At 37.9% G+C, this 24,236-nt stretch carries 22 protein-coding genes; 16 read left to right on the top strand and 6 right to left on the bottom strand.

Annotated features, from left to right (window positions below; genetic code table 11):
- Window positions 1–200: 200 nt before the first annotated feature.
- From nfsA to M3189_RS03485, 8 genes are all read left to right on the top strand, one after another.
- A complete protein-coding gene (gene nfsA / locus M3189_RS03515; protein ID WP_251631992.1) occupies window positions 201–950 on the top strand; it encodes an oxygen-insensitive NADPH nitroreductase in 750 nt (249 codons plus the stop codon).
- 394 nt (window positions 951–1,344) lie between these two features.
- On the top strand, window positions 1,345–3,240 hold the full coding sequence (locus M3189_RS03510; protein ID WP_251631991.1) for a PrkA family serine protein kinase: 1,896 nt from the start codon (window positions 1,345–1,347) through the stop codon (window positions 3,238–3,240).
- A 275-nt stretch (window positions 3,241–3,515) separates the two neighbouring features.
- Window positions 3,516–4,682 carry a sporulation protein YhbH gene (yhbH, locus tag M3189_RS03505; RefSeq protein ID WP_251631989.1) on the top strand — a complete coding sequence of 389 codons (1,167 nt, stop codon included), beginning with the start codon at window positions 3,516–3,518 and terminating at the stop codon, window positions 4,680–4,682.
- Between the two features lie 154 nt (window positions 4,683–4,836).
- The gene (locus M3189_RS03500; protein WP_251631987.1) at window positions 4,837–6,327 is read left to right on the top strand and encodes a sigma-54 interaction domain-containing protein; all 1,491 of its coding nucleotides are present in this window, start codon (window positions 4,837–4,839) and stop codon (window positions 6,325–6,327) included.
- A 213-nt stretch (window positions 6,328–6,540) separates the two neighbouring features.
- Window positions 6,541–7,416, top strand: a complete 876-nt coding sequence (locus M3189_RS03495; RefSeq protein WP_353057387.1) for a 3-keto-5-aminohexanoate cleavage protein — start codon at window positions 6,541–6,543, stop codon at window positions 7,414–7,416.
- 39 nt (window positions 7,417–7,455) lie between these two features.
- Window positions 7,456–8,490 carry a ketopantoate reductase family protein gene (locus tag M3189_RS03490; RefSeq protein WP_251631985.1) on the top strand — a complete coding sequence of 345 codons (1,035 nt, stop codon included), beginning with the start codon at window positions 7,456–7,458 and terminating at the stop codon, window positions 8,488–8,490.
- A gap of 30 nt (window positions 8,491–8,520) precedes the next feature.
- A complete protein-coding gene (locus M3189_RS26820; RefSeq protein ID WP_285889314.1) occupies window positions 8,521–8,649 on the top strand; it encodes a hypothetical protein in 129 nt (42 codons plus the stop codon).
- A 15-nt stretch (window positions 8,650–8,664) separates the two neighbouring features.
- Window positions 8,665–10,248, top strand: a complete 1,584-nt coding sequence (locus tag M3189_RS03485) for a sodium:solute symporter family protein (RefSeq protein ID WP_251631982.1) — start codon at window positions 8,665–8,667, stop codon at window positions 10,246–10,248.
- Between the two features lie 95 nt (window positions 10,249–10,343).
- On the opposite strand, the gene M3189_RS03480 is transcribed toward M3189_RS03485, so the two are convergent.
- Together M3189_RS03480 and M3189_RS03475 are read right to left on the bottom strand one after the other, a co-directional pair.
- Window positions 10,344–11,618 carry a sensor histidine kinase gene (locus tag M3189_RS03480; protein ID WP_251631980.1) on the bottom strand — a complete coding sequence of 425 codons (1,275 nt, stop codon included), beginning with the start codon at window positions 11,616–11,618 and terminating at the stop codon, window positions 10,344–10,346.
- 158 nt (window positions 11,619–11,776) lie between these two features.
- The gene (locus tag M3189_RS03475; protein ID WP_251631977.1) at window positions 11,777–12,928 is read right to left on the bottom strand and encodes a GGDEF domain-containing protein; all 1,152 of its coding nucleotides are present in this window, start codon (window positions 12,926–12,928) and stop codon (window positions 11,777–11,779) included.
- 174 nt (window positions 12,929–13,102) lie between these two features.
- Here M3189_RS03475 and M3189_RS03470 point away from each other — a divergent pair, with 174 nt between their 5' ends.
- A complete protein-coding gene (locus M3189_RS03470) occupies window positions 13,103–14,104 on the top strand; it encodes a DoxX family membrane protein (RefSeq protein WP_251631968.1) in 1,002 nt (333 codons plus the stop codon).
- 39 nt (window positions 14,105–14,143) lie between these two features.
- Here the strand turns inward: M3189_RS03470 and M3189_RS03465 are convergent, their stop codons facing one another.
- Entirely contained in the window at window positions 14,144–14,803 is a 660-nt protein-coding gene (locus tag M3189_RS03465) for an FMN-dependent NADH-azoreductase (protein ID WP_251631966.1), read from the bottom strand.
- A gap of 367 nt (window positions 14,804–15,170) precedes the next feature.
- On the bottom strand, window positions 15,171–16,184 hold the full coding sequence (locus M3189_RS03460) for a DUF1646 family protein (RefSeq protein WP_251631964.1): 1,014 nt from the start codon (window positions 16,182–16,184) through the stop codon (window positions 15,171–15,173).
- 208 nt (window positions 16,185–16,392) lie between these two features.
- Between M3189_RS03460 and fabF the strand changes: the two genes are divergently transcribed.
- On the top strand, window positions 16,393–17,634 hold the full coding sequence (gene fabF / locus M3189_RS03455; RefSeq protein ID WP_251631961.1) for a beta-ketoacyl-ACP synthase II: 1,242 nt from the start codon (window positions 16,393–16,395) through the stop codon (window positions 17,632–17,634).
- Between the two features lie 72 nt (window positions 17,635–17,706).
- Here the strand turns inward: fabF and M3189_RS03450 are convergent, their stop codons facing one another.
- On the bottom strand, window positions 17,707–18,810 hold the full coding sequence (locus M3189_RS03450) for a metallophosphoesterase (RefSeq protein WP_251631959.1): 1,104 nt from the start codon (window positions 18,808–18,810) through the stop codon (window positions 17,707–17,709).
- Window positions 18,811–19,032: 222 nt separating this feature from the next.
- Between M3189_RS03450 and M3189_RS03445 the strand changes: the two genes are divergently transcribed.
- Genes M3189_RS03445 through M3189_RS03425 form a run of 5 tightly spaced genes read left to right on the top strand, consistent with a single transcriptional unit; the run spans window position 19,033 to window position 22,320 of the window.
- Window positions 19,033–19,701 (top strand): hypothetical protein, encoded by a 669-nt coding sequence (locus tag M3189_RS03445; RefSeq protein WP_251631957.1) that lies wholly within the window; start codon window positions 19,033–19,035, stop codon window positions 19,699–19,701.
- A gap of 12 nt (window positions 19,702–19,713) precedes the next feature.
- The gene (locus M3189_RS03440) at window positions 19,714–19,944 is read left to right on the top strand and encodes a 4Fe-4S binding protein (RefSeq protein WP_251631956.1); all 231 of its coding nucleotides are present in this window, start codon (window positions 19,714–19,716) and stop codon (window positions 19,942–19,944) included.
- An 18-nt stretch (window positions 19,945–19,962) separates the two neighbouring features.
- The gene (locus tag M3189_RS03435) at window positions 19,963–21,045 is read left to right on the top strand and encodes a 3-methyl-2-oxobutanoate dehydrogenase subunit VorB (protein ID WP_251631953.1); all 1,083 of its coding nucleotides are present in this window, start codon (window positions 19,963–19,965) and stop codon (window positions 21,043–21,045) included.
- Window positions 21,023–21,775, top strand: coding sequence for a thiamine pyrophosphate-dependent enzyme (locus tag M3189_RS03430; RefSeq protein WP_251631951.1), 753 nt, complete (start codon window positions 21,023–21,025; stop codon window positions 21,773–21,775). Before M3189_RS03435 ends, M3189_RS03430 begins: the two co-directional genes overlap by 23 nt.
- Before the next feature lie 2 nt (window positions 21,776–21,777).
- Window positions 21,778–22,320, top strand: coding sequence for a 2-oxoacid:acceptor oxidoreductase family protein (locus M3189_RS03425; RefSeq protein WP_251631949.1), 543 nt, complete (start codon window positions 21,778–21,780; stop codon window positions 22,318–22,320).
- A 27-nt stretch (window positions 22,321–22,347) separates the two neighbouring features.
- On the opposite strand, the gene M3189_RS03420 is transcribed toward M3189_RS03425, so the two are convergent.
- Window positions 22,348–23,337: a DUF3231 family protein gene (locus M3189_RS03420; RefSeq protein WP_251631947.1), complete on the bottom strand. Its 990-nt coding sequence runs from the start codon at window positions 23,335–23,337 to the stop codon at window positions 22,348–22,350.
- A gap of 169 nt (window positions 23,338–23,506) precedes the next feature.
- On the opposite strand from M3189_RS03420, the gene M3189_RS03415 reads away from it, so the two are divergent.
- Window positions 23,507–24,088 carry a DUF4256 domain-containing protein gene (locus M3189_RS03415; RefSeq protein WP_251631946.1) on the top strand — a complete coding sequence of 194 codons (582 nt, stop codon included), beginning with the start codon at window positions 23,507–23,509 and terminating at the stop codon, window positions 24,086–24,088.
- Window positions 24,089–24,236 lie beyond the last annotated feature (148 nt).

Raw genomic sequence — 24,236 nt, 5'->3', positions numbered from 1 at the left:
GTAAATTAAAGGGGGATTTGTCCCCCTTTTTTAATGACTTTTGTGATTTTAATTATTTTTGTCATAAATATTCATGATTTTTTTAGTACTTTATAAAATTATAAATAATTGTTAGACAGACTCACGTACGGTTTGATAAGGGGGAAGCCTTGAGAGAGGTTTCCCTACTTTATTGCTAAACAGAGAAAGGGAGTATTAATATGAACGAAGCCATTACTACTATGTTAAATCACCGATCAATCCGTCATTTTAAGGACGAGCAGCTAAGTGATGATCAAATAAAAACCATCGTTGCTTGTGCACAAGCTGCATCTACATCTAGTTTTATCCAGGCATATTCGATTATTGGCATTAAAGATAAGGAAAAAAAGCGAAAGCTTGCGGAGATAGCAGGAAACCAGGAATATGTTGCTCGGAATGGTCATCTATTTGTGTTTTGTGCCGATTTAAGCAGACATGAATACATTGGAAAGATGGAAGGGAAAGATGTACTAGCATCGATTGAAAGTACAGAGAAATTTATGGTGGCGCTCATCGATGCGACGTTGGCAGCTCAAAATGCTGCAATTGCTGCGGAATCGATGGGGCTTGGCATTTGTTACATAGGTGGAATTCGAAATAACCTTGAGGGTGTAAAAGAATTATTAAAAACTCCAGAAAGGGTCATCCCGCTCTTTGGCATGACGGTAGGCTATCCTGAGAAAATAAATGACCAAAAGCCAAGACTGCCATTTGAGCATCTTTATCATGAGGAAGAATATGAGCAAGATCAAGAAGTTTATTTGCGGCAGCTGCAAGAATATAATCAACTGATCTCCAACTATTATGTAGAAAGAACAAGTGGGAAAAGGAAGGATACCTGGACGGAGCAAATGGGAAACATGCTTGAAAAGCAAACTCGGATGTATATGAAGGAATTTGTTCAAAAAAATAAGATGGATTTACGATAAAGGGTGTGGTTTTGCTGAGAAGTGTACAGCTTCTACATAAATAGAAAAGGCTGCCCTCATGGCAGCCTATTTTTGTGGAGAAATATTATTTACTGGATCCTGGCTTATCATTATAACCTGCTGTAAAGATAGCTGCTAGAAACGCTACCATAACTAAAACAATTAGAAAAGTTCCCATGCTTATGTAAAGCCTCCTTATTTTTTAAGATATTTCTTAGCTTAGACACATATACATTTATTATAGCCTATCTTAAAAAAATGAAAAGAGCAATATTCCAATCTTTTCATAAAAGAAAAAAGATAGGCAGGAATACTTCAACGTTACGCATGTTCAAGTTCTTTGGTGCATAGAGTATATTAATCGTCTCTGATAACTCTACAGGGGGAGGGCCTTATGGATATCCTAAAAAAAATTGAGATGTTTCGAGAAGAGGAAGAAAAGCTACGTTGGGAAGGGTCATTTGGAGATTACTTATTGTTGTTAAAAGAGAAGCCATGGGTAGCACAATCTGCACATTCACGAGTATACAATATGATCAAAGACGCTGGCATTGAGGAAGTCAAAGGGACTAAGAATTACAATTTCTTTGGGAATCAATTATTTGGTTTAGAAGAGTCATTGGAAAGACTTGTCGAGGAATACTTCCATCCTGCGGCTAAAAGGCTGGATGTAAGAAAGCGGATATTATTGCTGATGGGTCCAGTCAGCGGCGGTAAATCTACTCTTGTTACCATGCTGAAACGTGGATTAGAGGCCTATTCCCATACGGATAGAGGCTCTGTATTCGCCATTAAAGGCTGCCCGATGCATGAAGATCCGCTTCATTTAATCCCACATCATTTACGTCGAGATTTTTATGAAGAGTATGGTATTCGAATTGAAGGAAATCTTTCACCATTGAATATGATGCGCCTGGAGCAGGAGTACGGTGGAAGAATTGAAGATGTGTTGGTTGAAAGAATCTTTTTCTCAGAGGATAAGCGAACTGGAATCGGAACCTTTAGCCCATCAGATCCAAAATCACAGGATATTGCCGATTTAACAGGAAGTATTGACTTCTCTACTATTGCTGAATTTGGTTCAGAATCAGATCCACGAGCCTACCGCTTTGATGGTGAACTGAATAAAGCGAACCGCGGAATGATGGAATTCCAGGAAATGTTGAAGTGCGATGAAAAGTTTTTATGGCACCTGCTATCTTTAACGCAAGAAGGAAACTTTAAAGCTGGAAGGTTTGCGTTAATAAGTGCGGATGAACTCATCGTAGCTCACACAAACGAAACAGAATACCGTTCATTTATTTCGAACAAGAAGAATGAAGCCTTGCATTCCAGGATTATCGTTATGCCTATACCGTACAATTTAAAAGTTTCACAGGAAGAACGAATCTATGAAAAGATGATTAATGAAAGTGACGTATCTGATGTGCATATTGCACCGCATACGTTACGGGTTGCAGCAATGTTTACAATTCTAACCCGTTTGAAGGAACCAAAGAAAGGCGATATTGACTTAGTTAAGAAAATGCGCCTGTACGATGGAGAAAATGTGGAAGGCTTTAATGCCGTTGATGTCAGTGAACTAAAGAAAGAATATCCAGATGAAGGCATGAGTGGAATTGATCCACGTTACGTGATTAACCGAATATCATCAACTATCATCCGTAAAGAAGTACCATCCATTAATGCTTTAGATGTGTTAAGATCCTTAAAAGACGGATTAGATCAACATCCATCTATCACAGCTGAACTACGTGAGCGTTATATGAATTATATCTCGGTTGCGCGGAAAGAGTATGATAATATTGCCAAGAATGAAGTTCAAAAGGCTTTTGTTTATTCCTATGAAGAGTCAGCTAAAACATTAATGGATAATTACCTTGATAATGTTGAGGCATATTGCAACAAAGCAAAACTGCGTGACGTGTTAACAGGTGAGGAAATTAATCCTGATGAAAAATTAATGCGTTCCATTGAAGAACAAATTGGTATATCTGAAAATGCGAAAAAAGCATTTAGAGAAGAAATCCTAATTAGAATTTCTGCCTTTGCCAGAAAAGGTAAACGCTTTGACTACAACTCACATGACAGACTTCGTGAAGCGATCCAAAAGAAATTATTTGCAGACCTTAAAGATGTTGTCAAGATAACCACTTCTTCCAAAACACCTGATGAACAGCAATTAAAGAAAATCAATGATGTTGTTGCCAGATTAATTGATGAACACGGCTATAATTCTACATCCGCAAATGAACTATTACGATATGTAGGAAGTTTATTAAACCGGTAATTGAAATAGGAGGGACTGGCGGAAGGAATCTGCCAGTCTGTTTTTTTCAATAATGGGTTGATAAGTTTTATTTAATAATTAGGCAACACAACAAAGCTCGTCCATTTTTAAAGGTGTAAGCCTAATTGTCAAAATAATTTGTAAATTATTTGCGGCTTCTGCATAGGATAAAGTAATCAACATTATCTGCATTTTTACACTCGGGTTATAGTATGTTTTTTCAAAAAAAATGTGACTCATTAAAATCAATAAAAATTAATAAGGAGGGGTTTACATTGTCTGACAATAACCATCAATATGTAATTTCAAGAGAAGATTGGTCCCTCCACCGTAAAGGCCACGATGATCAGCAACGACATCAAGAAAAAGTCCAGGAGGCAATTAAAAATAATCTTCCCGACTTAATTACAGAAGAAAGCATTATTATGTCCAATGGACGTGATGTGGTGAAAATCCCAATTCGTTCATTAGACGAATATAAAATCCGCTACAATTATGACAAAAACAAACACGTGGGCCAAGGTGACGGTGAAAGCCAAGTAGGTGACGTAGTTGCTCGTGACGGGTCAAGTCAGCAAAAGGGACCAGGAAAAGGGCAGGGCGCTGGGGACCAAGCTGGTGAGGATTACTTTGAAGCAGAGGTTTCATTAATGGAATTAGAGGAAGCTTTGTTTAAACAACTAGAGCTTCCAAATCTAAAAAGAAAAGAAGACCAGGAACATTTAGTCGAAAATATTGAATTCAATGATATCCGCAAAACAGGATTAATGGGTAATATTGATAAAAAGCGGACCATGATGTCTGCATTTAAGAGAAATGCGATGACGGGGAAACCTGCATTTCATCCTATTTATAAGGAAGATTTGAAATTTAAGACTTGGAATGAAGTAATAAAACCAGATTCAAAGGCAGTTGTTATTGCCATGATGGATACCAGTGGAAGTATGGGAATTTGGGAAAAATATATGGCTAGAAGCTTCTTCTTCTGGATGACCCGATTCTTACGGACGAAATATGAAACGGTTGAAATTGAATTTATTGCGCATCATACAGAAGCTAAGGTTGTTACGGAGGAGGACTTCTTCTCAAAGGGTGAAAGTGGGGGAACCATCTGTTCTTCGGCTTACCGAAAAGCCTTAGAAATCATTGATGCAAAGTACAATCCACGTAAATTCAACATTTATCCATTCCACTTTTCTGATGGTGATAATTTAACATCTGATAATGCTCGATGCGTCAAGCTTGTTGAAGAACTAATGAAGGTTTCAAACATGTTTGGTTATGGGGAAGTGAATCAGTATAATCGTCATTCCACATTAATGTCAGCCTACAAGAATATCAAGGATGAGCAGTTCCGGTATTATATTCTTAAGCAAAAAGCGGATGTATTCCATGCGATGAAAAGCTTCTTCCAAAAGGAAGAAAATAAGATGTATGCTTAATATAAAAAGGCAGGCCGCCGAGAGCCTGCCTTTTTATGTTGTATAAGATCCCTCATGATTTGGTAAATAAAATCTCCATCTAAATATCCCTATATACAGGAAAAAATGATAATATTATTCTAATAGACTGAAAATACAGAGTAGTGAGGGAAATATGAATAAGGAAAAATTATATTCTTCAAAGAAATTAATTAAAGAATTAATAGAATCCTTGGAAACTAAGATGCCTAATTCTTCGATTCGAACGGAGATGGAATCAGATTTAAAAAGAGTTTGCAAGGAGCTGGATGTATTAGACGAGGCCATTGATTATAAAAAAATATGTGATGAAATTTATGATGGGATTTATATATCCGATGGGGAAGGAAAAACCTTATATGTTAATCAATCTTATAGCAAAATAACTGGCTTGCCAGCAAATCTTGTTTTGAATAAATATGTTAGTAATCTAATGGAGGAAGGTTTTTTTAAAAATGCCATTACGCCTGACATAATTAGAACTAAAAAACCAATTAATGCCATGGCAGAGATTCGTACGGGAGTAAAGGTATTAATTTCTGGAACTCCCATATTTGATGAGGATGGAAATGTTAAAAAGGTTGTTGTTATCAATCGGGATATGTCAGATTTATTGGAAATGCAAGAAAAGCTGGTTTCTACACAAAATGAAATTGAACACCTGCGAAATCTGCATATTTCTAATAATTTAATTGGTAAGAGTGAGGAAATACAATCCCTTATTCGAATGATCCATCAAGTAGCGAGTTTAGATGTGACCGTACTCATAACGGGAGAGACGGGGACAGGGAAAGAAGTGGTATCTAATGAAATATACATGAATAGCAACAGAAAAGGAAAACCATTTATTAAGGTCAATTGTGCGGCCATTCCTTCAAGTCTCTTAGAAGCAGAATTGTTCGGCTATGAAGCAGGATCTTTTACCGGAGCCTCAAGTAAAGGGAAAGTCGGAATGTTTGAACTTGCCGATAAGGGAACATTGCTATTGGATGAAATTGGAGAAATGCCTCTTGAATTACAATCGAAACTTCTTAGGATTATACAGGAAAAAGAGGTAATACGTGTAGGTGGAACGAAATCTATTAAATTTGATGTCCGCATTCTCGCTGCTACCAATTGCAATTTATATGATCTAGTGAAAAAGGGGAAATTCAGGGAAGATCTTTACTATAGGTTAAATGTATTTCCATTTAGTATCCCGCCGCTAAGAGACCGCACTACGGACATTGAAATGCTGACGAAGCATTACTTGGACTTTTATAACTCAAAGTATAAAAAGCAAGTAGTGCTGGATCATGAGGTATATGACGTATTTAAAGTCTACACATGGCCAGGAAACATTCGTGAGCTGCGAAATATAGTTGAGAGAATGGTTATCGTTTCTGAAAAAAACAGAAATATTCAAGTTGGATTAGCAAAAAAACTATTAAATATACATACTGAAAGCATAGAAAAACCAAACATTGAACTGGGTCTTAAAGAAATTGTGGCAAAAGTAGAAAAAGAGACGATTGAAAAAGCATTGGCGGACTATGGAAGCACAAGAAAAGCTGCGGCAGTCTTAAAAATCAGCCAATCGTCAGTAGTAAAAAAAGCCAAGAAATTAGGGATTCAGATGAGTGAGTAAAAAAGGAATCAAAAGCGATTCTTTTTTTACTCACTCGTTATTTGTGTAAATAATCGGAAAATTTTGTTTTTACATAAAAACCGATGAATTATTTCATCGACTCAATTTAAGGTATATAAAGAAAATCTTTATTCTTGTACATATTTATCAATTGGCACAGAAATTGCATCTATATAAACTGAAATTTAAAAAGTATAGAATGTGAGGGAAAAAATGATGGAAAAATTAATCATTACTGTAGCACCGACAGGAGCAGCAACGACTCGAGAACATACGCCTTATGTACCATTATCGCCAAAAGAAATTGCAGATTCTGTCTATGAATCATGGAAAGAAGGAGCAGCCATTGCCCATATTCATGTTAGGGATCATAAGGGGGATAATACGCTAGAACTTGATACATATAAAGAAGTCATTGACCGCGTTCAAGACAAATGTGACATTATATTAAACTTAACCACTGCCGGTGGAATAGGGATGGATGATGAAGCTAGATTAAGAGTTTGCGAATTAAATCCAGAAATGGCCACCTTTGATGCTGGGACTATGAACTTTGGTCAAGGTGTTTTTCATAATACACCAGTGTTTTTGGAACAACTGGCAGCGATTACAAAGGAACGTCAGATTAAGCCGGAAATTGAAATTTTCGATGTAGGAATGATCCATAACACCTTAAGAATTGCGAAAAAGGGATTAATTGAAACACCATTACACTTCCAATTTGTACTTGGTATTCATGGTGGAATGCCGGCCACACCGAAAAACTTAATGTTTTTAATAGACAGTATTCCTGAGGGATCGACATGGTCAGCCATTGGGGCAAGCAAGGATCAATTAACCATCAATACGATGAGTATCCTATTAGGTGGTCACGTTCGAGTTGGTATGGAAGATAGCGTTTATTACCGCAAAGGAGAACTTGCCACTTCAAACGCGCAGTTTGTTAAGAGAATTACAGAATTGTCCACTGCCTTAGGAAGAGAAGTAGCCACTCCTAATGAGGCAAGAAAGATTTTAGGATTAGATAAATTGAAAAGAAATACTCTGCTAACTAGTGTATCAAATATCCAAAGTCAGAACCTTGTATAAATAACTAAACTTATATTAGGGAGAATAGGGGGATTTATTTTGAATATTGCCATAATGGGGGCGGGTTCTTTAGGAACAATCATTGGAGCATTAATGACAGAGGGCGGGGAAAAGATAGATTTAATTGATATCAATGAAGATCATGTTAATCGGTTAAATCAGTCTGGTGCAAAGCTGACGGGTTTTATCAATAAAACGATTCCTGTTAACGCAATAACACCAATGAATATCAATAAAACATATGACTTGGTCTTTTTATTAACAAAACAGGTCTACAATTATGAATCTTTAAATCAATTAATCCCACATCTTCATGAAAATAGTATTGTCTGTACCCTTCAAAATGGAGTCCCTGAAGAATACGTGGCTTCAATTATTGGTGCAAAAAGGACGGTTGGCGGAGTAGTTGGATTTGGGGCTACATGGAAAGGTCCTGGTGAATCTGAACTAACTACAGAATGGGAGACGGTAAAAAAATATGCATTCGATATTGGTGAGATAGATGGAGAAATTACATCTCGATTATCAAAGATTAAGGCAGTTTTAGAACATGTTGGCTATTGTGAAATTTCATCCAATATTCTAGGTATTAAATGGTCGAAGGTACTAATGAATGCAACCTTTAGCGGGATGTCAGCGGCACTAGGCTGTACTTTTGAAGAAGTTCTCGATAATCAAAGTGCTATGACTAGTTTGGCTCATATTGCCGATGAAACCATTAAGGTAGCACGTGCACATGGTATTGAGTTAGCCAAGATGCAAGGAAAAGATATGGAGTTTTTGGAACTAAAAGATGGACAAACTGTTGCTGAAAAAATGGATTTTTATGAAGAGGTTTGGGGACCGCATAGAAAATTAAAAGCAAGTATGCTTCAAGATCTAGAAAAGCAGAGAAAATCTGAGATTGATTATATCAATGGTTTTGTTAGTAAAAAGGGGAAAGAAGTGGGTGTAGAAACTCCGTTTAACGATTTGGTTGTTCAACTAGTAAAAGAAGCGGAGAATACTAAAAAGGTTCCGGATTTTACAACGAACCTCGTACGATTTGAATCTTTTGGAACTGTATTAAAATAATCTTTTATTAATTTAATAGGAGTGATTATTATGATAGTAGCATTTTCTATCTGGTTGTTTACGATATTATTTTCAATTGGATTTGGAACGTACCTTTGTTATCGTATTGAAAAGTCAGGTGTAAAGCGCTGGGGTGCTTCAGGAAAACTATTTAAATAATAGGGGGGAAGAGAAATGACTTGGTATATAGCTGTTTTTGGCTTTTATATGGTATTTTTGATTTGGTCCTGTTTGCAGAGTTTAAAGAACGTTGAATCGATGTCTGACTTTACAACAGGAGGACACCGGATGGGGCTGTGGATAGGGGTTGGGACCTCTGTTGCGACCTGGGTGAGTGTTGCTTCGGTAATGGGTGTACCGGGATATCTTTATAGCTCAGGAGTAGCGGCGGTCATTGGCTGGGTAGCCGGATGGTTCTTTGGAACAGCATTAATTCCGCTTGTTGCCTATAAAGTCAGAAGACCAAAAACACCTGCTAGGACTTTTCCTGAATACGTTCAAATGAGATATGAGCCTTTTAAGAAAAGCAGTCATTTAAGAACACTGGTTGCTGCATTAATGCTAATTGGTTACTTCGTATTTACCCATTTACAAGTTGTAGGTTTCGGGATTGTATTTTCAACCATAACAGGGATAGATTATAAAATTGCTATTTTCGTATTTCTACTCTTTTTACTCTTTACTAGTATTGGCGGATTCTGGTCTGTTGCCGTTACGGACACTGTAAATACAGTCTTAATCGTTTTAGGGGTAGTTTTGGGAGCAGGAGCTGTGTTAGCAGCAACAGGAGGATTAGAGAATATCTATCACACGCTTTCTACTACAACAAGTCCGACGATTGAAGGGGGAGAAAGTTTAAGTTCAGGTGTCCTTTTATCTCCTGTTGGTACATTCGGATTGGGTGCACTTTTTTCAATCTTTATCTCTAATTCAATGGGAGCAGCTGTATCGCCTCACTGGGTAACGAGGATGTTAGCGCCAAAAAGTGTAAAAGTGGCAATTATGCAAATGGTGTTATCAGTAGTTGTTTTAATTGCTATCTTCCTTCCATTAATTGTAATAGGATTAGGAGCTAAAACGCTCATTCCTAGTATTCCGGCAGGGCAAACTACTGACTATATCATGCCAATCGTAATAATGGAGTACGCACACCCATTAGTTGGTGCTTTAACCTTGGTAGCATTATGTGCTGCGGCAGTTTCTACTGCGAATTCTATGCTGCTGCATTGCGGTACTTCACTCTACAATGATATTTATAAAAACATTTTTCCTGATAAGAAAATAAGCGAAAATACGGAAAGAAAACAACTTAGATATTGTATTTTTGCCCTTGGTATCCTAGCTGTAATCAGTGCAATTAATCCACCAGTATTATTAGCTATGGGATTCACCTATGTTTATGGCGGGTTTGGTGCAGCATTCTTTTTTGTCGTATATTTAGGATTGTATTGGAAGCGTATGAATCGTTTAGGTGCCTATGCAAACATTGTCCTTGGTTCTATCGTTTATGTTGCCGCCAAGGTAATGGGTGCCACTAATCCATTTATTATTGCTTTAGCTGTTGCGTTTGTTGGTGTTATCATTGCTGTCTTTGCAACCAAAAAGCCGCCAGTGGAAGCTTACGAACCATATTTTGAAGTTGACATTAGTCCTTCTACAAAAAAGGTAATCGCAAGGATTCAAAATAGTGGAATGGATCAGGAGGATTACTCAAAACCAACAGCTGTTGGAGAATTTCAAAATAGAACAAATAGGTAAAGTTATGGATATGTACCTATATAAATTTAATTGTTTTGAAAGTGTATGAACGATATATATAGAAAAAATCGACAGGTACAATACCTGTCGATTTTCTATTGTACCTGTGAATTTTCATTTTTGATAAACGAGGTGATAGTTGGAAATTTTATGTGAAAAGTGGTGCCTGCGTTCAATTCACTTTCGACTCGAATAAAACCATTCATAGCACGGACAATACTATAAACGACCATCATTCCGAGACCTGTACCATTCTTCCCTTTCGTTGAATAATAAGGCTCACCGAGTCGCTCAAGCTGTTCAGAGGTCATACCAATTCCTGTGTCCCTGATGCAGATGGTTACATAATCCTTGTTAAAATGAGTTTCAACATATAGATGGCCGCCATTCGGCATCGCTTCAACTGAATTTTTGAGGATATTAATGAAGCATTGACGAAATCTTTGTTTATCCCCTTTAATGAATCCAATTACCGAAAAATCAGTGATAATTTCCACGGAATTTTGATTGGCCATCGGAGTTAAGATGTTAATAATTTGCCTAAGTTCATTTTTAACATTTAGTTCTTCAATAGATACTAAAGAAGGCTTAGCAAATGTTAAATAATCTTCAATGACTCGTTCAGCGGAATTAAGTTCATCCTTTACAATTGAAAGGTATTCTCTACGTTTATGTCTAGGGAGGTAGTCATCATTGAGTAACTGGACAAACCCGCTGGCAGCAGTTAACGGATTTCGAATCTCATGTGAGATGGCAGCACCCATTTGTTCAACGGCTTTTAGTTTTTCCACTTTAATTAATTGATGTTTAATTTCTACACTTTTTTTGATAAATTCAATCGAATAGGCTATAAGACCAATCCCAAGCGGGGGGAGTACCAGGTAGGAAAACAACACATCATACCATGGGCTGCCTGTGTCTTTAAGTAATTCCCCAGCGGTGCTCAGAATACCAAGTATCATACCTAAACAAATGGCAGTGTAAATTCGTCGTTCGGAAGATTGTTTCCAAAACCAAGGTGATAACCGAAAAAAAACAATAGCCAGTGGTACATAAAGTAGGATTGTTCCGAAGAACCCTGAGTCAAGGCCATATAGGCTTCTAATAATTATCAATCCTGCGACAAGGATAAGACCGATTCCGAAGTATAAACCGCCAATGACGATTGGAATGATACGCAAATCGTATCGTGCATAGGGAACAGGAGTATAGGCGAATTGGAGACATATCCATAATAATAGGACAGAAATAATGATGATAGTCGTTTTAGAAAAAGGAAGTGTTCTGCTTCGGTCAAGCCAAATTAAGCAAAAAAGGAGCAATATTATTAAAATAGAAAGATTTAAAAAAAGGTGTTTAGTAATTTCCATCTATTTCACCATCCAATGTGCTTATAGGAAAATTTTACATTCTTCTTCGTATTTATACAACAGAATTTACTAATTATTTAGAATAAATGAATGATATAAGAAGGAAATTGTAGAAATTTGTATAAAAACGGAAGGAATAAACCCCTTCCGTTTTATATTTACAAGGTTGAAATGGTATTCCTTCCGTTCGTTTTGGAAGTATACAAGGAAGTATCGGCTAAATGAATTAAATCTTTTGGCTGCACTTCCGAATTCGGAATGATTGTGGCAATCCCTATACTAATTGTAACGATATCTGATATTTCCGAATTTCTATGTTCAATATTAAGAGACTGAATCTTCTTTTGAAGTAATTTTGCGATATCTATTGCCTTATCCAACTTTGTTTTGGATAAGATTAGGGCAAATTCTTCACCGCCGTATCGACAAAATGTTGAGTATGGATTATTCGCGACAAGATTGTTTATGGCGGAAGAAATGGTTTGCAGACATTGGTCACCAGCAGGGTGACCGTAGGTATCGTTATACTTTTTAAAAAAGTCAATATCAAACATGAGCAGAGTTAATGGTGATTGTATTGAAATTAAGCTAGTCCATTCCTTGTTAAGAATTTCATCAAAATGCCGGCGATTACCTATGCCTGTCAGCCCGTCCATATAAGAAAGCTCACTTAGAAGTTCATTTGCTTTATGCAGTTTCTGTTCACTTTCCTGTAATTTTAGTAGACTAAGGTTTAGTTCTCTTTCAGCTGCATTAGTATTAACAATGTATACCGATAAATGAAAAGCAAAAAATCCACCAATTAAAGAAATAAGATAATGCAGCATTAAAACATTTAAAAGGGTCTTTGAGTCTTCAATATAAATGGCAAAGACAATTGAAATAAAAAATAAACCAATAATATTCATAGAAAATGCTTTTAAGGTTAGTTTGATGTTTAATTTAGAAAACCAGCCACACACGATTCCGGTCAGGAGTGCACTAATGGCTGCAACAAAAGCGGTGTCCGTGATACCGAAGAGAGTAAGCCTTCCTAAAGCAATGATTATAGAAGCAATGATTGCAGGAACACCCCCCCCAAAGGCAGCAGCAACGACAATGGCAAGGTGCCGTAAATCAGCAATAGTAGTAGAATTAATTTGAAAACTAAATACCATTAAGATATTTCCAAGAACCCCATAGCAAATTCCCCAATAAAGCTTTGAAGAATGTGGTGATGAGGGAGATAATGGCATATTTTTAAAAATTTGACCCATCACTGTAAATGATGCTATCAAGATTGTTGCATTGGAAACAAAATCTTTTATCATTCATGTTCTCCTATAATTTGATAAGCTTTATATTACTTTTTTCCTATTTTATTATCCATTTATTATAGAAGAAAAACATTCTCCTGTGAATTGACATATGTATATTTTCTTCAAATAGAATATTTATGCTAGTAACCGAAAACGATATAGATGAATACTTTTAGGGAGGATCTGATGAAAAATAGAGGTAAAGTCATCATCTTATTAGTTTTGATTATTGTTTGTACACCACTTTTTGTAGACGCTCATGTAAAGTGGTTTACAGAAGTTACACCAGAAAAAGAAGAAATTGAACATATCTTATCGCCACTTTTCATGACCATTACCTTATTGGTTGCTGCTTTGCTTGCTGTACTGACTCAGTTATTGCCGCTGCTAGATAAAGTTCCAATTACTAAAAAGATTGATGGGGTACTGGACAGATACCGTACATCCTCTAGGTATATTTTAAAATATGGTACAGCGATTGCATTAATAATTCAGGTTTTAGCGGGGACGATATTTGCACCAGAATTTGCTATCACAAATCAAAACATAAGAATATTGATGTGGATAACGATTATCCTTTTATTAATCCCTATTCATTATGCGACAAAAGCCGGTGCCCTTATTTTATTGGGATTATTTGTTTATCAACTCATCCACTCCGGCTTGTTTCATATGCTAGATTATGGCTTTTATCTTGCTATTATTGGTGTATTATTAGTCGGGAAAACGAAGCTTGAAGATTGGGGATTTCCGTTTCTTTATTTAGGTACTGGATTATCTTTGTGCTGGGTAGCCGTAGAGAAATGGGTCTATCCTGCAATGAGTATGGATATTATTCATCAGCATGCTGTGCCGACCTTTGGTTTTCCTCCGGCAACCTTTGTGGTACTTGCTGCTTTTATTGAATTTGTCGTGGGGTATTTACTAATAGTAGGGATCTTAAATCGCCTCCTGGCCGTTGTACTAACGTTGATTTTTATTTCCACCACCATGCTGTTTGGTGTCACGGAGATTATTGGACACCTGATGATTCATATCGTGTTAATTATCTTTATCATTGAAGGAGTTTCTTTTTACGATCCCCCAATAAAAATACATCGGACAAAAATAGCTCAAATGGTATTTGTATTTTTAAATTTTGTTTTTACATTAGCCACTTTTCTTCTCATTTACTATCGTTTTGCATAGAGAAAAAGCTTCCGTTAAAGGAAGCTTTTCTTTATGCTATCACATAAGAACAGGCACTTTTATCATTTTCTTGGCAGCTTGAATCGCTTCCTTTTTTGCTTTTTCAACAATTTCCGGTACCTTTTGCGGATATAGATCTAAAGCTTCTGCAATGATGGTGTCCATTACCTCAATACCTAGGAATTCAAGCGCAATTCTTAAATAACGATCTCCACATTCTAATTCCTTCATCGGTGTACCTGTGTAAAGGCCACCGCGTGTATTGATATGAATGGCTTTTTTTCCAGCTAGAAGTCCTTTGGGACCATTTGAAGTATGAGCAAAGGTTTTACCAGCAATAAATAAGTTATCTAAGTATGCTTTTAGCACCGCTGGAGAGCTTAAATTCCAAATAGGAGAAACGAAAACATAATAGTCATAAGATAGAAATTCATCAGCAAGGGCATGCATTTTTAGAATTTTCTCTCGTTCACCATCTGTTAACTGATCTAATGTATAACCATATCCAGCTAGTTTGCCTCTTGCAGACACCAATTCTGCATCCATATGTGCAATATCAAATGAAAATAAATCAATTGTTTTTATTTCCATCTCTGGGCATTCTTCCTTGATTGTATTGATAAATACTTCACCGATTTTCAGACCTTTTGATTTTTCAAGTCCTTTTGGATTTGCTGTAATATATAATAATTTTCCCATATAGACACATCCAATCATTTTAGTAACTCTCATACCTTTTATTATAAGAAAAATAACTTGCTTAACTTTTGTAAAAAAGGTGAAGTTCGTGAACATTAAGTGTCGAAACATGGCCATTATTTTTATAAAAATAGGCTGTGTTAAACTAGGCTGTTGATTTGCGCTCCATGGCGCTATGCTTTCCGCGGGCTCGCCCGTGAGCCTCCTCGCAGCTTCGCTCCTGCGGGGTCTCACTCAGCTCGTGCATCCCGCTGGAGTCAAGCGCCCTTCCGCTCCAATCAACAGTATCAATTAACACAGCACAAAAATAAAAAAGAATCGAAAATCACCTTTTGAGTGAATTCGATTCTTTTTTTCTACCTTAACTCTAATAAATAATAAACAGTATAACAAAATAAAAGGCCATAGTTATAAGTCCAACGGGAACGCCAAAGCTTGCCCATTCTTTACTGGTAATATTGAGTTTTCCTGCTGCGATAATATTAGGAATATTACCAGGTATTAACATACCTCCGCTAATAATTAGCCCCATTAAAACTGCCTGAATGGTTGCTTGGTCCATTGCTGGACTAACTTCAGCAGCTGCCAAGGTAGCGTTATCTAAAATAGCGGAAATCATATTTATCCAGTATAGAAGCATTGGGTGAAGACCTAGAATATACTCATTAATTAAAGGTTCAAATCCATGTCCTAGGAAGGTTAGTCCCATTACAAACAAGTAAATTTTAGCGGATCGAATTAATATCTCTTTATAGCTTTCTACCTTTTGGTCAGATGTTAGACCATCAGAGCTTTCTCGTGGTTTAACCAAAAAGATGGTCAATAATCCAAAGAGGACTACCGCAGGAATAACTTCAGGGCCAATCAATTTCAATAAGTAGAAGAAGTCTTCATTTAACTTACTAATTGTAATCGTTGCTAATGGCTCGCCAATCGGTGTTAGGGCTGCACCAAGGCCAATCGAAAAACAGGCTAAAACAGTAAAGCGGATTTCAGATTTACGATCAAGTGGAAGGACATTGATAATAATAACCAGCACAATTGCTGCAATAATTGCCGTAATGATGCTTGAGGCCAGTCCTAGAATAATGACGGTTAATCCGAAGAAAACTCGAGGAGTTAGTAATTTACTTAACCATAGTATTGATTTTTCGAGCTGAGCCTGTCCCCATTTACAAACTAATCCTGCAATCAAGACAGCTAGGGTAATATTAATTGGATCAACTAGAGCTTTTTCAATCAAATGAAGATTCATCATGCCGCTTAACGAAGCAGCTGCAATCCCCATTACAAATAAGAATATTTCTAAATTGTGTTCGACCTTTTTTACTGAAAAGGGTAAAAATAAAACCAAAATTAAGATAATTACTAATCCAATCATTCACACCAAATCCCTTGTCTTTATTGTTTAATTATGTACATAAATCTATTATAAACTTTTATGAATCAGTTTTGGCAGAATATTTGGGGTTTAATTAGTGAATTATCTTAAATTTTCACACAAAGGTCTGTATTTATTTGTCCAGCCTATCAAAATTCGTTAAACTATAGGAGGATCATGTGAAAATATATGTAGGGGTGAGCGCACAATGAATAAAAGAGTAGTAATTACAGGTGTTGGAGCAGTCACTCCTTTGGGAAATGATGCACATACAACATGGAAGCAAATTAAAAGTGGTGTTTCCGGTATTGGTCCTGCAACCCTTTTTGATGTAGAAAAGGTTGACGTTAAGATTGCAGCAGAAGTTAAAGGCTTTGCACCAGAAGAGTTTATGGATAAAAAAGAAGCGAGAAGGATGGGGCGGTATAGCCAGTTTGCTATTGCAGCAAGTCAAATGGCTGTTAAGGATGCAGGGATACAAATAGGAGAAGAGATTCAGCCAGAACGGGTTGGTGTTTGGATTGGGTCAGGAATTGGCGGATTGGCTGAATTCGAGGAACAACATCGGAAGTTTCTTGAAAAAGGTCAAAGAAGGGTTAACCCGTTTACGATACCTATGTTTATTCCGGATATGGCGGCAGGGCAAGTATCCATTACACTAGGTGTTAAAGGGATCAACAATTGTTCGGTTACAGCATGTGCCTCTGGCGCTAATTCTATTGGTGATGCATTCCGCGTGATTCAAAAGGGGGATGTGGATGTAATGATTGCGGGTGGAACGGAAGCCACCATTACCGGGATGACGGTCGCAGGATTTTCAAATATGACCGCACTTTCAAAAAATCCAGACCCGGCCACAGCAAGCAGGCCCTTTGATAAGAATCGCGATGGATTTGTCATTGGTGAAGGCGCGGGTATCTTGGTCTTAGAAGAATTAGAACACGCTTTAGCCCGTGGTGCAGACATTTATGGAGAATTAGCAGGGTACGGAGCTACAGGCGACGCCCACCATATTACGACTCCAGCACCTGAGGGAGAAGGGGCTGCAAGAGCAATGAAATTAGCATTAGCTGACGCTGGAATCAAACCAGAACATGTTGACTATATCAATGCACATGGCACCTCAACGTATTATAATGATTTGTATGAAACGTTAGCCATCAAGGAAGTTTTCAAAGACCATGCCTATAAATTATCTGTCAGTTCCACGAAATCAATGACTGGCCACTTGTTGGGCGCAACTGGGGCAATAGAAGCCATTTTTTCTCTTTTAGCAATCAAGGATGGAATCATCCCGCCAACAATTAATTATGAAACACCTGATGAACAACTGGATTTAGATTATGTCCCTAACGAAGCAAAGAAAAAGGATGTTCAAGTGGTTCTATCCAACTCATTAGGATTTGGCGGTCATAATGCTACTTTGGTATTTAAAAAATTTAGCGATTAAAATTTGCAACCATATCAAAATCCCCAAAAAAAGCTGGAGCTACGATTACTATAATGGCTCCAGCTTTTTTTCTTATAAACCAAGCTTTTTTAAGAAATCGACGGTTTCCTGATGCGCAGGTTTAATCAGTTTTAATAAATTTTTATCTGTTTTTACAAGAGATTTTCCGTTCTCATCTGCAATTGCCCTTGTAAATGAACTACTTTTTTTCACTGTCCACTTTCCTTCTTGAACCTCTAGGCTCAGGTCAATAATGCCAAGCCGGCTGCCAAAGGCCCCTGCCATGACAACTGGTTTTCCTTTGACTTTTCCCTCATCAATATTAACCTTAGGCAATTCCTTGTAAGCGCGCCCCGGAAAAATGCCATGTGAATGTCCGGCTAGAATGGCATCAATTTCTTGAATCTCACTAAGGTAATAGACTGCATTTTCTGTTTCAGGATGGTATGGTTCACTATCAATACCTGTATGCGCGAGAGCGATAATTATATCTGCGCCTTCAGCCTTCATCTTCGGTACGAATTCCTTCGCGGCTTCCACTATCGGCCGCGCAATCACTTTGCCCTCTAGATTTGCTTTATCCCATCGCATAATTTGAGGCGGCATAAATCCTATGACGCCAATATGTAATTCATGACTTTGTCCCTGATTGTCAAGAACATTCCTTTTTAAAATGACATAAGGCTTAAAGTAAGGTTTAATGGCTTTCGCTTTATAGACGGTTGCATTGACAACAGGCATTTTTGGACCCTTTAGTGCACTTTTTAGAAATTTTAGACCATAATTTAGTTCGTGATTTCCGATAGCAATCGCATCATACTTCAGATAATTAAAAGCACTGTATACAGGATGTATTTTTCCTTTTTGAATACCTTTGATTCTCACCAGGTATTCACCAAGAGGGTTGCCTTTTAAATGGTCTCCATTGTCAAACAGAAGGGAATTTACTGCCTCTTTTCTCGCTTGATGAATTAGGCTTGCGGTCTTGACAAGCCCAATCGTATTGTCTGTTTTCGTCTGGTAATAATCATAATTCACTAAAGCAGCATGTAAATCAGTAGTCTCGAGGATTCGTAAATCAACGATTCCATTGTTTTCTGCATGCATGTTAGAAGGAAATAGTGCTTGAGTGATTGCAAACAGAAAGAGTAAAAGGAATAACTTTTTATTATTCATAAACGTCAGCCTCCTCTAAATGATGATTTATGTGTTATTATTTGGCAGATTACAGCTGTTGATACATGAGATTATCCATTAAAAGTACATGCTCGTGTTCATTAAACTGTGACATTGGTCAACGCAGATATGTGAAAAGGTACTTTATAATAAAGTATATAATCGTTATTTATAGAAATGTAATCGTTTACAAAAGAACTCCGTTCAAAGGGGGGCCCTACATTGAATAGAATCACCATCCTAACCGGTCACTTTGGGAGTGGCAAAACAGAGATTGCGATAAATATGGCATTGAATGAGAAAAAGATACATAACAAAACAGCTATTAATGACTTAGATATCATTAACCCCTATTTTCGTTCAAGGGATGTTTCCAATCTTTTCGAGCTGCAGGATATTGAATTAATAGCTCCTGCCAACCGTCTGGCAACCTCAGATTTACCCATTGTTTCGGGAGAAATCTATCGTGTATTACATGATCACCGCTATCGAGTGATTATTGATGCCGGCGGCGATAAAGATGGAGCCATGGCATTAGGGCAGTATTATCATGAATGGAAGCATTTAGAGCCAGAACTTTTATTTGTCTTAAATGCGAACCGTCCATATGTTAGTACCTTAGAAGGAGCGAGGTACTGTATTGAGGAGATTGAAAAGGCGGCACGATTAAAGGTAACGGGAATCATCAACAATTCAAATATCGGCAACGAGACGGGTATGGCTGACATCTTGAGCGGGTATGAATTATGCTCGAAGCTGTCAAAGATGCTTTCAATCCCGCTGCTATACACAACCATCTCTGTGGATTTAAAAAATGAGGCCAATAGTTTTGCAAAAAGCCATCAGGTAAGGTTCATCAAGCGCTATATGAAATTACCTTGGGAAGGATAGGAGTGGTAAAAGGTGGATAAGAGAATTGTTTTTAATGAGGATATTTGTAAATCGTGCGGACTTTGTGTTCAGGTATGCCCAACGAATGTTATTTTTCTAGCAGATTATTTAAATGGAAAAGGCTATCGTCCAGCGGCTGTAACTGATCAGGGCAATTGTATAAGCTGTGCGAAATGTGCTCAAATATGCCCGGATTGTGTCATATCGGTGTATAGACCAGTAAAGGTGCTGCAAACTGTTTAATTTGAAAGGGGCTTATGTATGGGAAAAGTATTAATGAAGGGTAATGAAGTCATCGCGGAAGCGGCGGTCCAGGCAGGCTGTAAATACTTTTTTGGCTATCCGATTACTCCGCAAAGTGAGCTAGTAGCTTATATGGCAAGAAGACTTCCTGAGGTAGGCGGATTATTTCTTCAAGCGGAAAGTGAAATCGCTGCAATCAATATGGTATATGGTGCTGCTGGGACAGGAGTCCGGGTTATGACCTCCTCTTCAAGTCCTGGATTCAGTTTAAAACAGGAGGGAATTTCCTATTTAGTAGGTTCAGAGTTACCTGCTGTTGTAGTTAATATCGTTCGGGGCGGTCCGGGTTTAGGGAATATCCAGCCTGCACAGTCGGATTACTTCCAAGTAACAAAAGGCGGCGGACATGGTGACTATAATATCCCCGTGTTAGCACCCGCCTCATTACAAGAAATTGTTGAATTAACAAATGAAGCATTTGATATCGCCGACCGCTACCGGACACCAGTCATTCTTATGGGAGATGGGATGCTTGGTCAAATGATGGAGCCTGTTGAGTTTGGTGAACGTACACACTCAGAACTTCCAGAAAAGAATTGGGCAACGACCGGAACCCGTGGAGACGGCCCGCGAAGAATTATCACCTCGCTGGAGCTAAATGCGCAAAGCTTGGAAACACGAAATGCAGCTTTGCAGAAAAAGTTTGCGAGAATAAAAGAAAATGAGGTTCGTTACGAAACCTATCAAACGGACGATGCTGACTATATTATGGTAGCTTTTGGCACGGTTGCCCGAATTACGATGAATGCCATTAGTAAAGCAAGGCAGGAAGGTATTAAAGTAGGATTAATACGTCCGATTTCGCTTTGGCCTTTCCCTGAAAAACCGTTCCTAGAAACGAGAGATGTAGTTAAAGGATATATTTCTGTAGAAATGAGTGCAGGGCAGATGGTTGAGGATGTAAGATTAGCTGTTAACGGCCATGCAGAGGTAGACTTTTATGGACGGACAGGTGGAGTAGTTCCAACACAAGAAGAAATTTATCAAAAGATTTTATCTGTAGCGGGGGGATCACGGTATGAGCATGAAAACAGTTTTTAAGAAAACGACCGGTTTGACTGATAACCCTACACATTACTGTCCGGGCTGTACACACGGCATCATCCACCGGCTCGTCGGTGAGGTATTAGAAGAAATGGATATATTAGAGGAAACAATTGGGGTCGCTTCTGTCGGCTGTTCGGTTTTATCCTATGAATATTTTAATTGTGATATGACTCAGGCCGCCCACGGTCGTGCTCCCGCTGTTGCAACAGGTGTGAAAAGGGTGCTGCCTGACCGCTTTGTATTTACTTATCAAGGTGATGGGGACCTTGCGTCCATCGGTATTAGCGAAGTTATTCATGCTGCAGCTAGAGGGGAAAAAATAACGGTTATTTTTGTAAATAACGCTATCTATGGAATGACGGGTGGACAGATGGCACCGACCACGTTAATCGGCCAAAAAACAGCTACTACCCCTTTTGGACGTGATGAAAGTATTCAGGGTTTGCCGATAAAGGTCTGTGAAATGCTGTCTACGTTAGACGGAGCAGCCTACATTGAAAGGGTTTCAGCACATGATGTGCAACATATACAAAAGGCAAAACGTGCGATTCGTAGGGCATTTGAAACACAAAAGAAGGGGCTTGGCTTTTCTATGGTTGAGATATTATCAACCTGCCCGACCAACTGGGGACTTGATCCCTACGAATCCCTTGAGTGGATAAAAGACAATATGATTCCAGCCTATCCTCTAGGCGTTTACAAAAATAAAGAGGGGGCTGAGTAAACATGTTGGAGGAAATCATTATCGCAGGGTTTGGCGGGCAAGGTGTTATGTCGATGGGTCAACTGATAGCATATGCAGGCATGCTTGAGGGAAAAGGTGTTTCATGGCTGCCATCCTATGGTCCTGAGCAACGCGGGGGAACAGCAAATTGTGCGGTGGTTGTATCCGATGAACCCGTAGGTTCCCCGCTAGTCACAAATCCTTCGACAGCTATTGTTCTAAATAACCCTTCCTTTGAGAAATTCGAGCCGCTCGTACGACCAGGAGGAATATTAATGATTAATTCCTCATTAGTGACAAGAGCTTCCAACCGCAGTGATATCGAAATTATTGAATTAACTGCAACTGATATGGCAGCTGACCTAGGAAATGCGAAGGTAGCGAACATGATTTTATTGGGTGCCTTTATCGAACTAACAAAGGTGGTTTCGTGTGACTCCATTATCGAATCATTGAAAAAAGTACTGTCAGAAGAAAAACACCATTTAATTGAGGTTAACAAACAAGCTCTCAATAAGGGGCTTAGTTTAGTAAAAACAGCCTGATTATCATTCAGGCTGTTTTTACATTTGTCAATTAGCTTCAGGTTGTTTTTCCAACCATCCATGTTTAACCATTATATTGTAAGAGATCGCACCTGCCTCCATAGCATGGGTAAATACTTTACTATAGTTTACAATTATATCGGACCTGTAGCTTGAACCTAATGATGCACCATAATAAGTAAGAGCCGCATTTACTAAAAACCCGGCATGAAACATAATCAATTTATCAGAAAATGGACTTACGGTAGAATCTGTAATCTCGTCATCCCATTTCTCGGGTATTGGTAAATGATCCTGTTGTAATAAAGTGTCAAAACTTTCAGCATCTTTCCCTGCTAATTTAACGTTTTTTAACATAAAGTTACGAACATCCTCACGCACCGCCACCTGACTAAAAGCTAAACTTAACGAACTGATGAATCCAGTTTTCGTAGAATTAAAGAAAAGAGTGCTGATTTCCGAACTATTTAGTGCTCTTTTGTCTCCAATTAAATTAGAAATGAATCCTGTCGATTCCATAAACTCCACTCCATTAGGTGAAGGAATGGAAGGAACACTTGTATATTTTGGTTGATTTTTTGCCAATTCCACTATTTTTTGGAACAACTCTTTAGAGGATACTGTGCAATCAAAAAAGTGATCTTGAATGTCTTGACGCTCCGTGTTTGTAACCGCTAAGCCATATGCGGTTATCCCATGGATGGTCATAATATAGGAGTAAAATAGTAGAAATTGGTCAGAAAATAGACGAGGTGCATTAACATTCACGTCATTCTCTGTAAATCCTATAGGGATTTGGAAATTTGCTTTATCTAAGAATTCGGTAATTCTCGTAATATGGCTCTCAGCTAACTGTAATGCAAATTCTAAAATAGGTTTTATCTCATCATTTTCAACGATGTTAAGAAAATATTTGTAAACACATATTGCCATACTATCACCCAAATATTGAAGCCAAAGGGCGGATACTTCTGCAGCGGTCAAGGTATTGGCCTTTGATTTCCTGAAAATTCCCATAGGAAATACCTCCAATTTTACTCATTTTCTATTCTAAGATTAGTTTGTGGTATTGGTATTGAAGTATACAGTTTCCTTATTTTTATTTTAATCTTGAGGAACTCGATTTTCATAATCAGACAAATTATTGTAAACTTAATTCACATAAGCTATTAAGGGGGAAATGAACATGACAAACAGTAATGAAGTCAGCATTAAAAAGGAGTTGTCACTAGAACACCCTGAAGAATTACTCAGCGTATTAAAAGCCCGTTTTGAGAAAAACATGCACCGCCATGAAGGTCTTGAATGGGCTAAAGTCCAAGCAAAGCTGGATGCTAATACTGAAAAACTGTGGTCGCTCATAGAAATGGAAAGAACTGGCGGTGAACCGGATGTTGTTGGTTATGATGAAAAGAAGGATGAATACATTTTTTGTGATTGTTCAGCGGAAAGTCCTATAGGACGCAGAAGTGTTTGTTACGACCATGAAGCGCTAGAGGCAAGGAAAAAACATAAACCAGAAAATAGCGCAATGAATATGGCAGTTGAAATGGGCATTGAAGTTTTAACGGAAGGACAATATCGTGCCTTGCAGAAACTTGAAAGTTTTGATTTGAAAACGTCGAGTTGGGTGCAAACACCTTCTGATATTCGAAAACTCGGCGGTGCCCTTTTTTGCGATTGTCGCTTCGGTCACGTCTTCTTGTATCACAACGGTGCAGACTCCTACTATGGTGCCAGAGGTTTCCGTGGCTCATTAAGGGTCTAAATTTTACACAGATAGATAAATTTGATATTACCTAGAGAAAGTCTTTAATTTCATTCTTCAACTATCGGCGTATTAATGAAAAATTCTTAGCCTAATTCCTCACTTAAAATGTTGAGGGATTAGGCTTTTTATCTATTTATCTATGTAA

The organism is Neobacillus niacini, from assembly GCF_023715415.1.
GTDB lineage: Bacteria > Bacillota > Bacilli > Bacillales > Cytobacillaceae > Neobacillus > Neobacillus niacini_C.
Note: the sequence above shows the minus strand (reverse complement) of the source record. Positions and strands in the feature narration are given on the sequence as shown.

Coding starts and splice junctions, on each gene's coding strand:
- nfsA (WP_251631992.1), top strand. CDS start 201: ATGAACGAAGCCATTACTACTATGTTAAATCACCGATCAATCCGTCAT.
- M3189_RS03510 (WP_251631991.1), top strand. CDS start 1,345: ATGGATATCCTAAAAAAAATTGAGATGTTTCGAGAAGAGGAAGAAAAG.
- M3189_RS03500 (WP_251631987.1), top strand. CDS start 4,837: ATGAATAAGGAAAAATTATATTCTTCAAAGAAATTAATTAAAGAATTA.
- M3189_RS03495 (WP_353057387.1), top strand. CDS start 6,541: ATGATGGAAAAATTAATCATTACTGTAGCACCGACAGGAGCAGCAACG.
- M3189_RS26820 (WP_285889314.1), top strand. CDS start 8,521: ATGATAGTAGCATTTTCTATCTGGTTGTTTACGATATTATTTTCAATT.
- M3189_RS03485 (WP_251631982.1), top strand. CDS start 8,665: ATGACTTGGTATATAGCTGTTTTTGGCTTTTATATGGTATTTTTGATT.
- M3189_RS03480 (WP_251631980.1), bottom strand. CDS start 11,618: ATGGAAATTACTAAACACCTTTTTTTAAATCTTTCTATTTTAATAATA.
- M3189_RS03475 (WP_251631977.1), bottom strand. CDS start 12,928: ATGATAAAAGATTTTGTTTCCAATGCAACAATCTTGATAGCATCATTT.
- M3189_RS03470 (WP_251631968.1), top strand. CDS start 13,103: ATGAAAAATAGAGGTAAAGTCATCATCTTATTAGTTTTGATTATTGTT.
- M3189_RS03465 (WP_251631966.1), bottom strand. CDS start 14,803: ATGGGAAAATTATTATATATTACAGCAAATCCAAAAGGACTTGAAAAA.
- M3189_RS03460 (WP_251631964.1), bottom strand. CDS start 16,184: ATGATTGGATTAGTAATTATCTTAATTTTGGTTTTATTTTTACCCTTT.
- fabF (WP_251631961.1), top strand. CDS start 16,393: ATGAATAAAAGAGTAGTAATTACAGGTGTTGGAGCAGTCACTCCTTTG.
- M3189_RS03450 (WP_251631959.1), bottom strand. CDS start 18,810: ATGAATAATAAAAAGTTATTCCTTTTACTCTTTCTGTTTGCAATCACT.
- M3189_RS03435 (WP_251631953.1), top strand. CDS start 19,963: ATGGGAAAAGTATTAATGAAGGGTAATGAAGTCATCGCGGAAGCGGCG.
- M3189_RS03430 (WP_251631951.1), top strand. CDS start 21,023: ATGAGCATGAAAACAGTTTTTAAGAAAACGACCGGTTTGACTGATAAC.
- M3189_RS03425 (WP_251631949.1), top strand. CDS start 21,778: ATGTTGGAGGAAATCATTATCGCAGGGTTTGGCGGGCAAGGTGTTATG.
- M3189_RS03420 (WP_251631947.1), bottom strand. CDS start 23,337: ATGGGAATTTTCAGGAAATCAAAGGCCAATACCTTGACCGCTGCAGAA.
- M3189_RS03415 (WP_251631946.1), top strand. CDS start 23,507: ATGACAAACAGTAATGAAGTCAGCATTAAAAAGGAGTTGTCACTAGAA.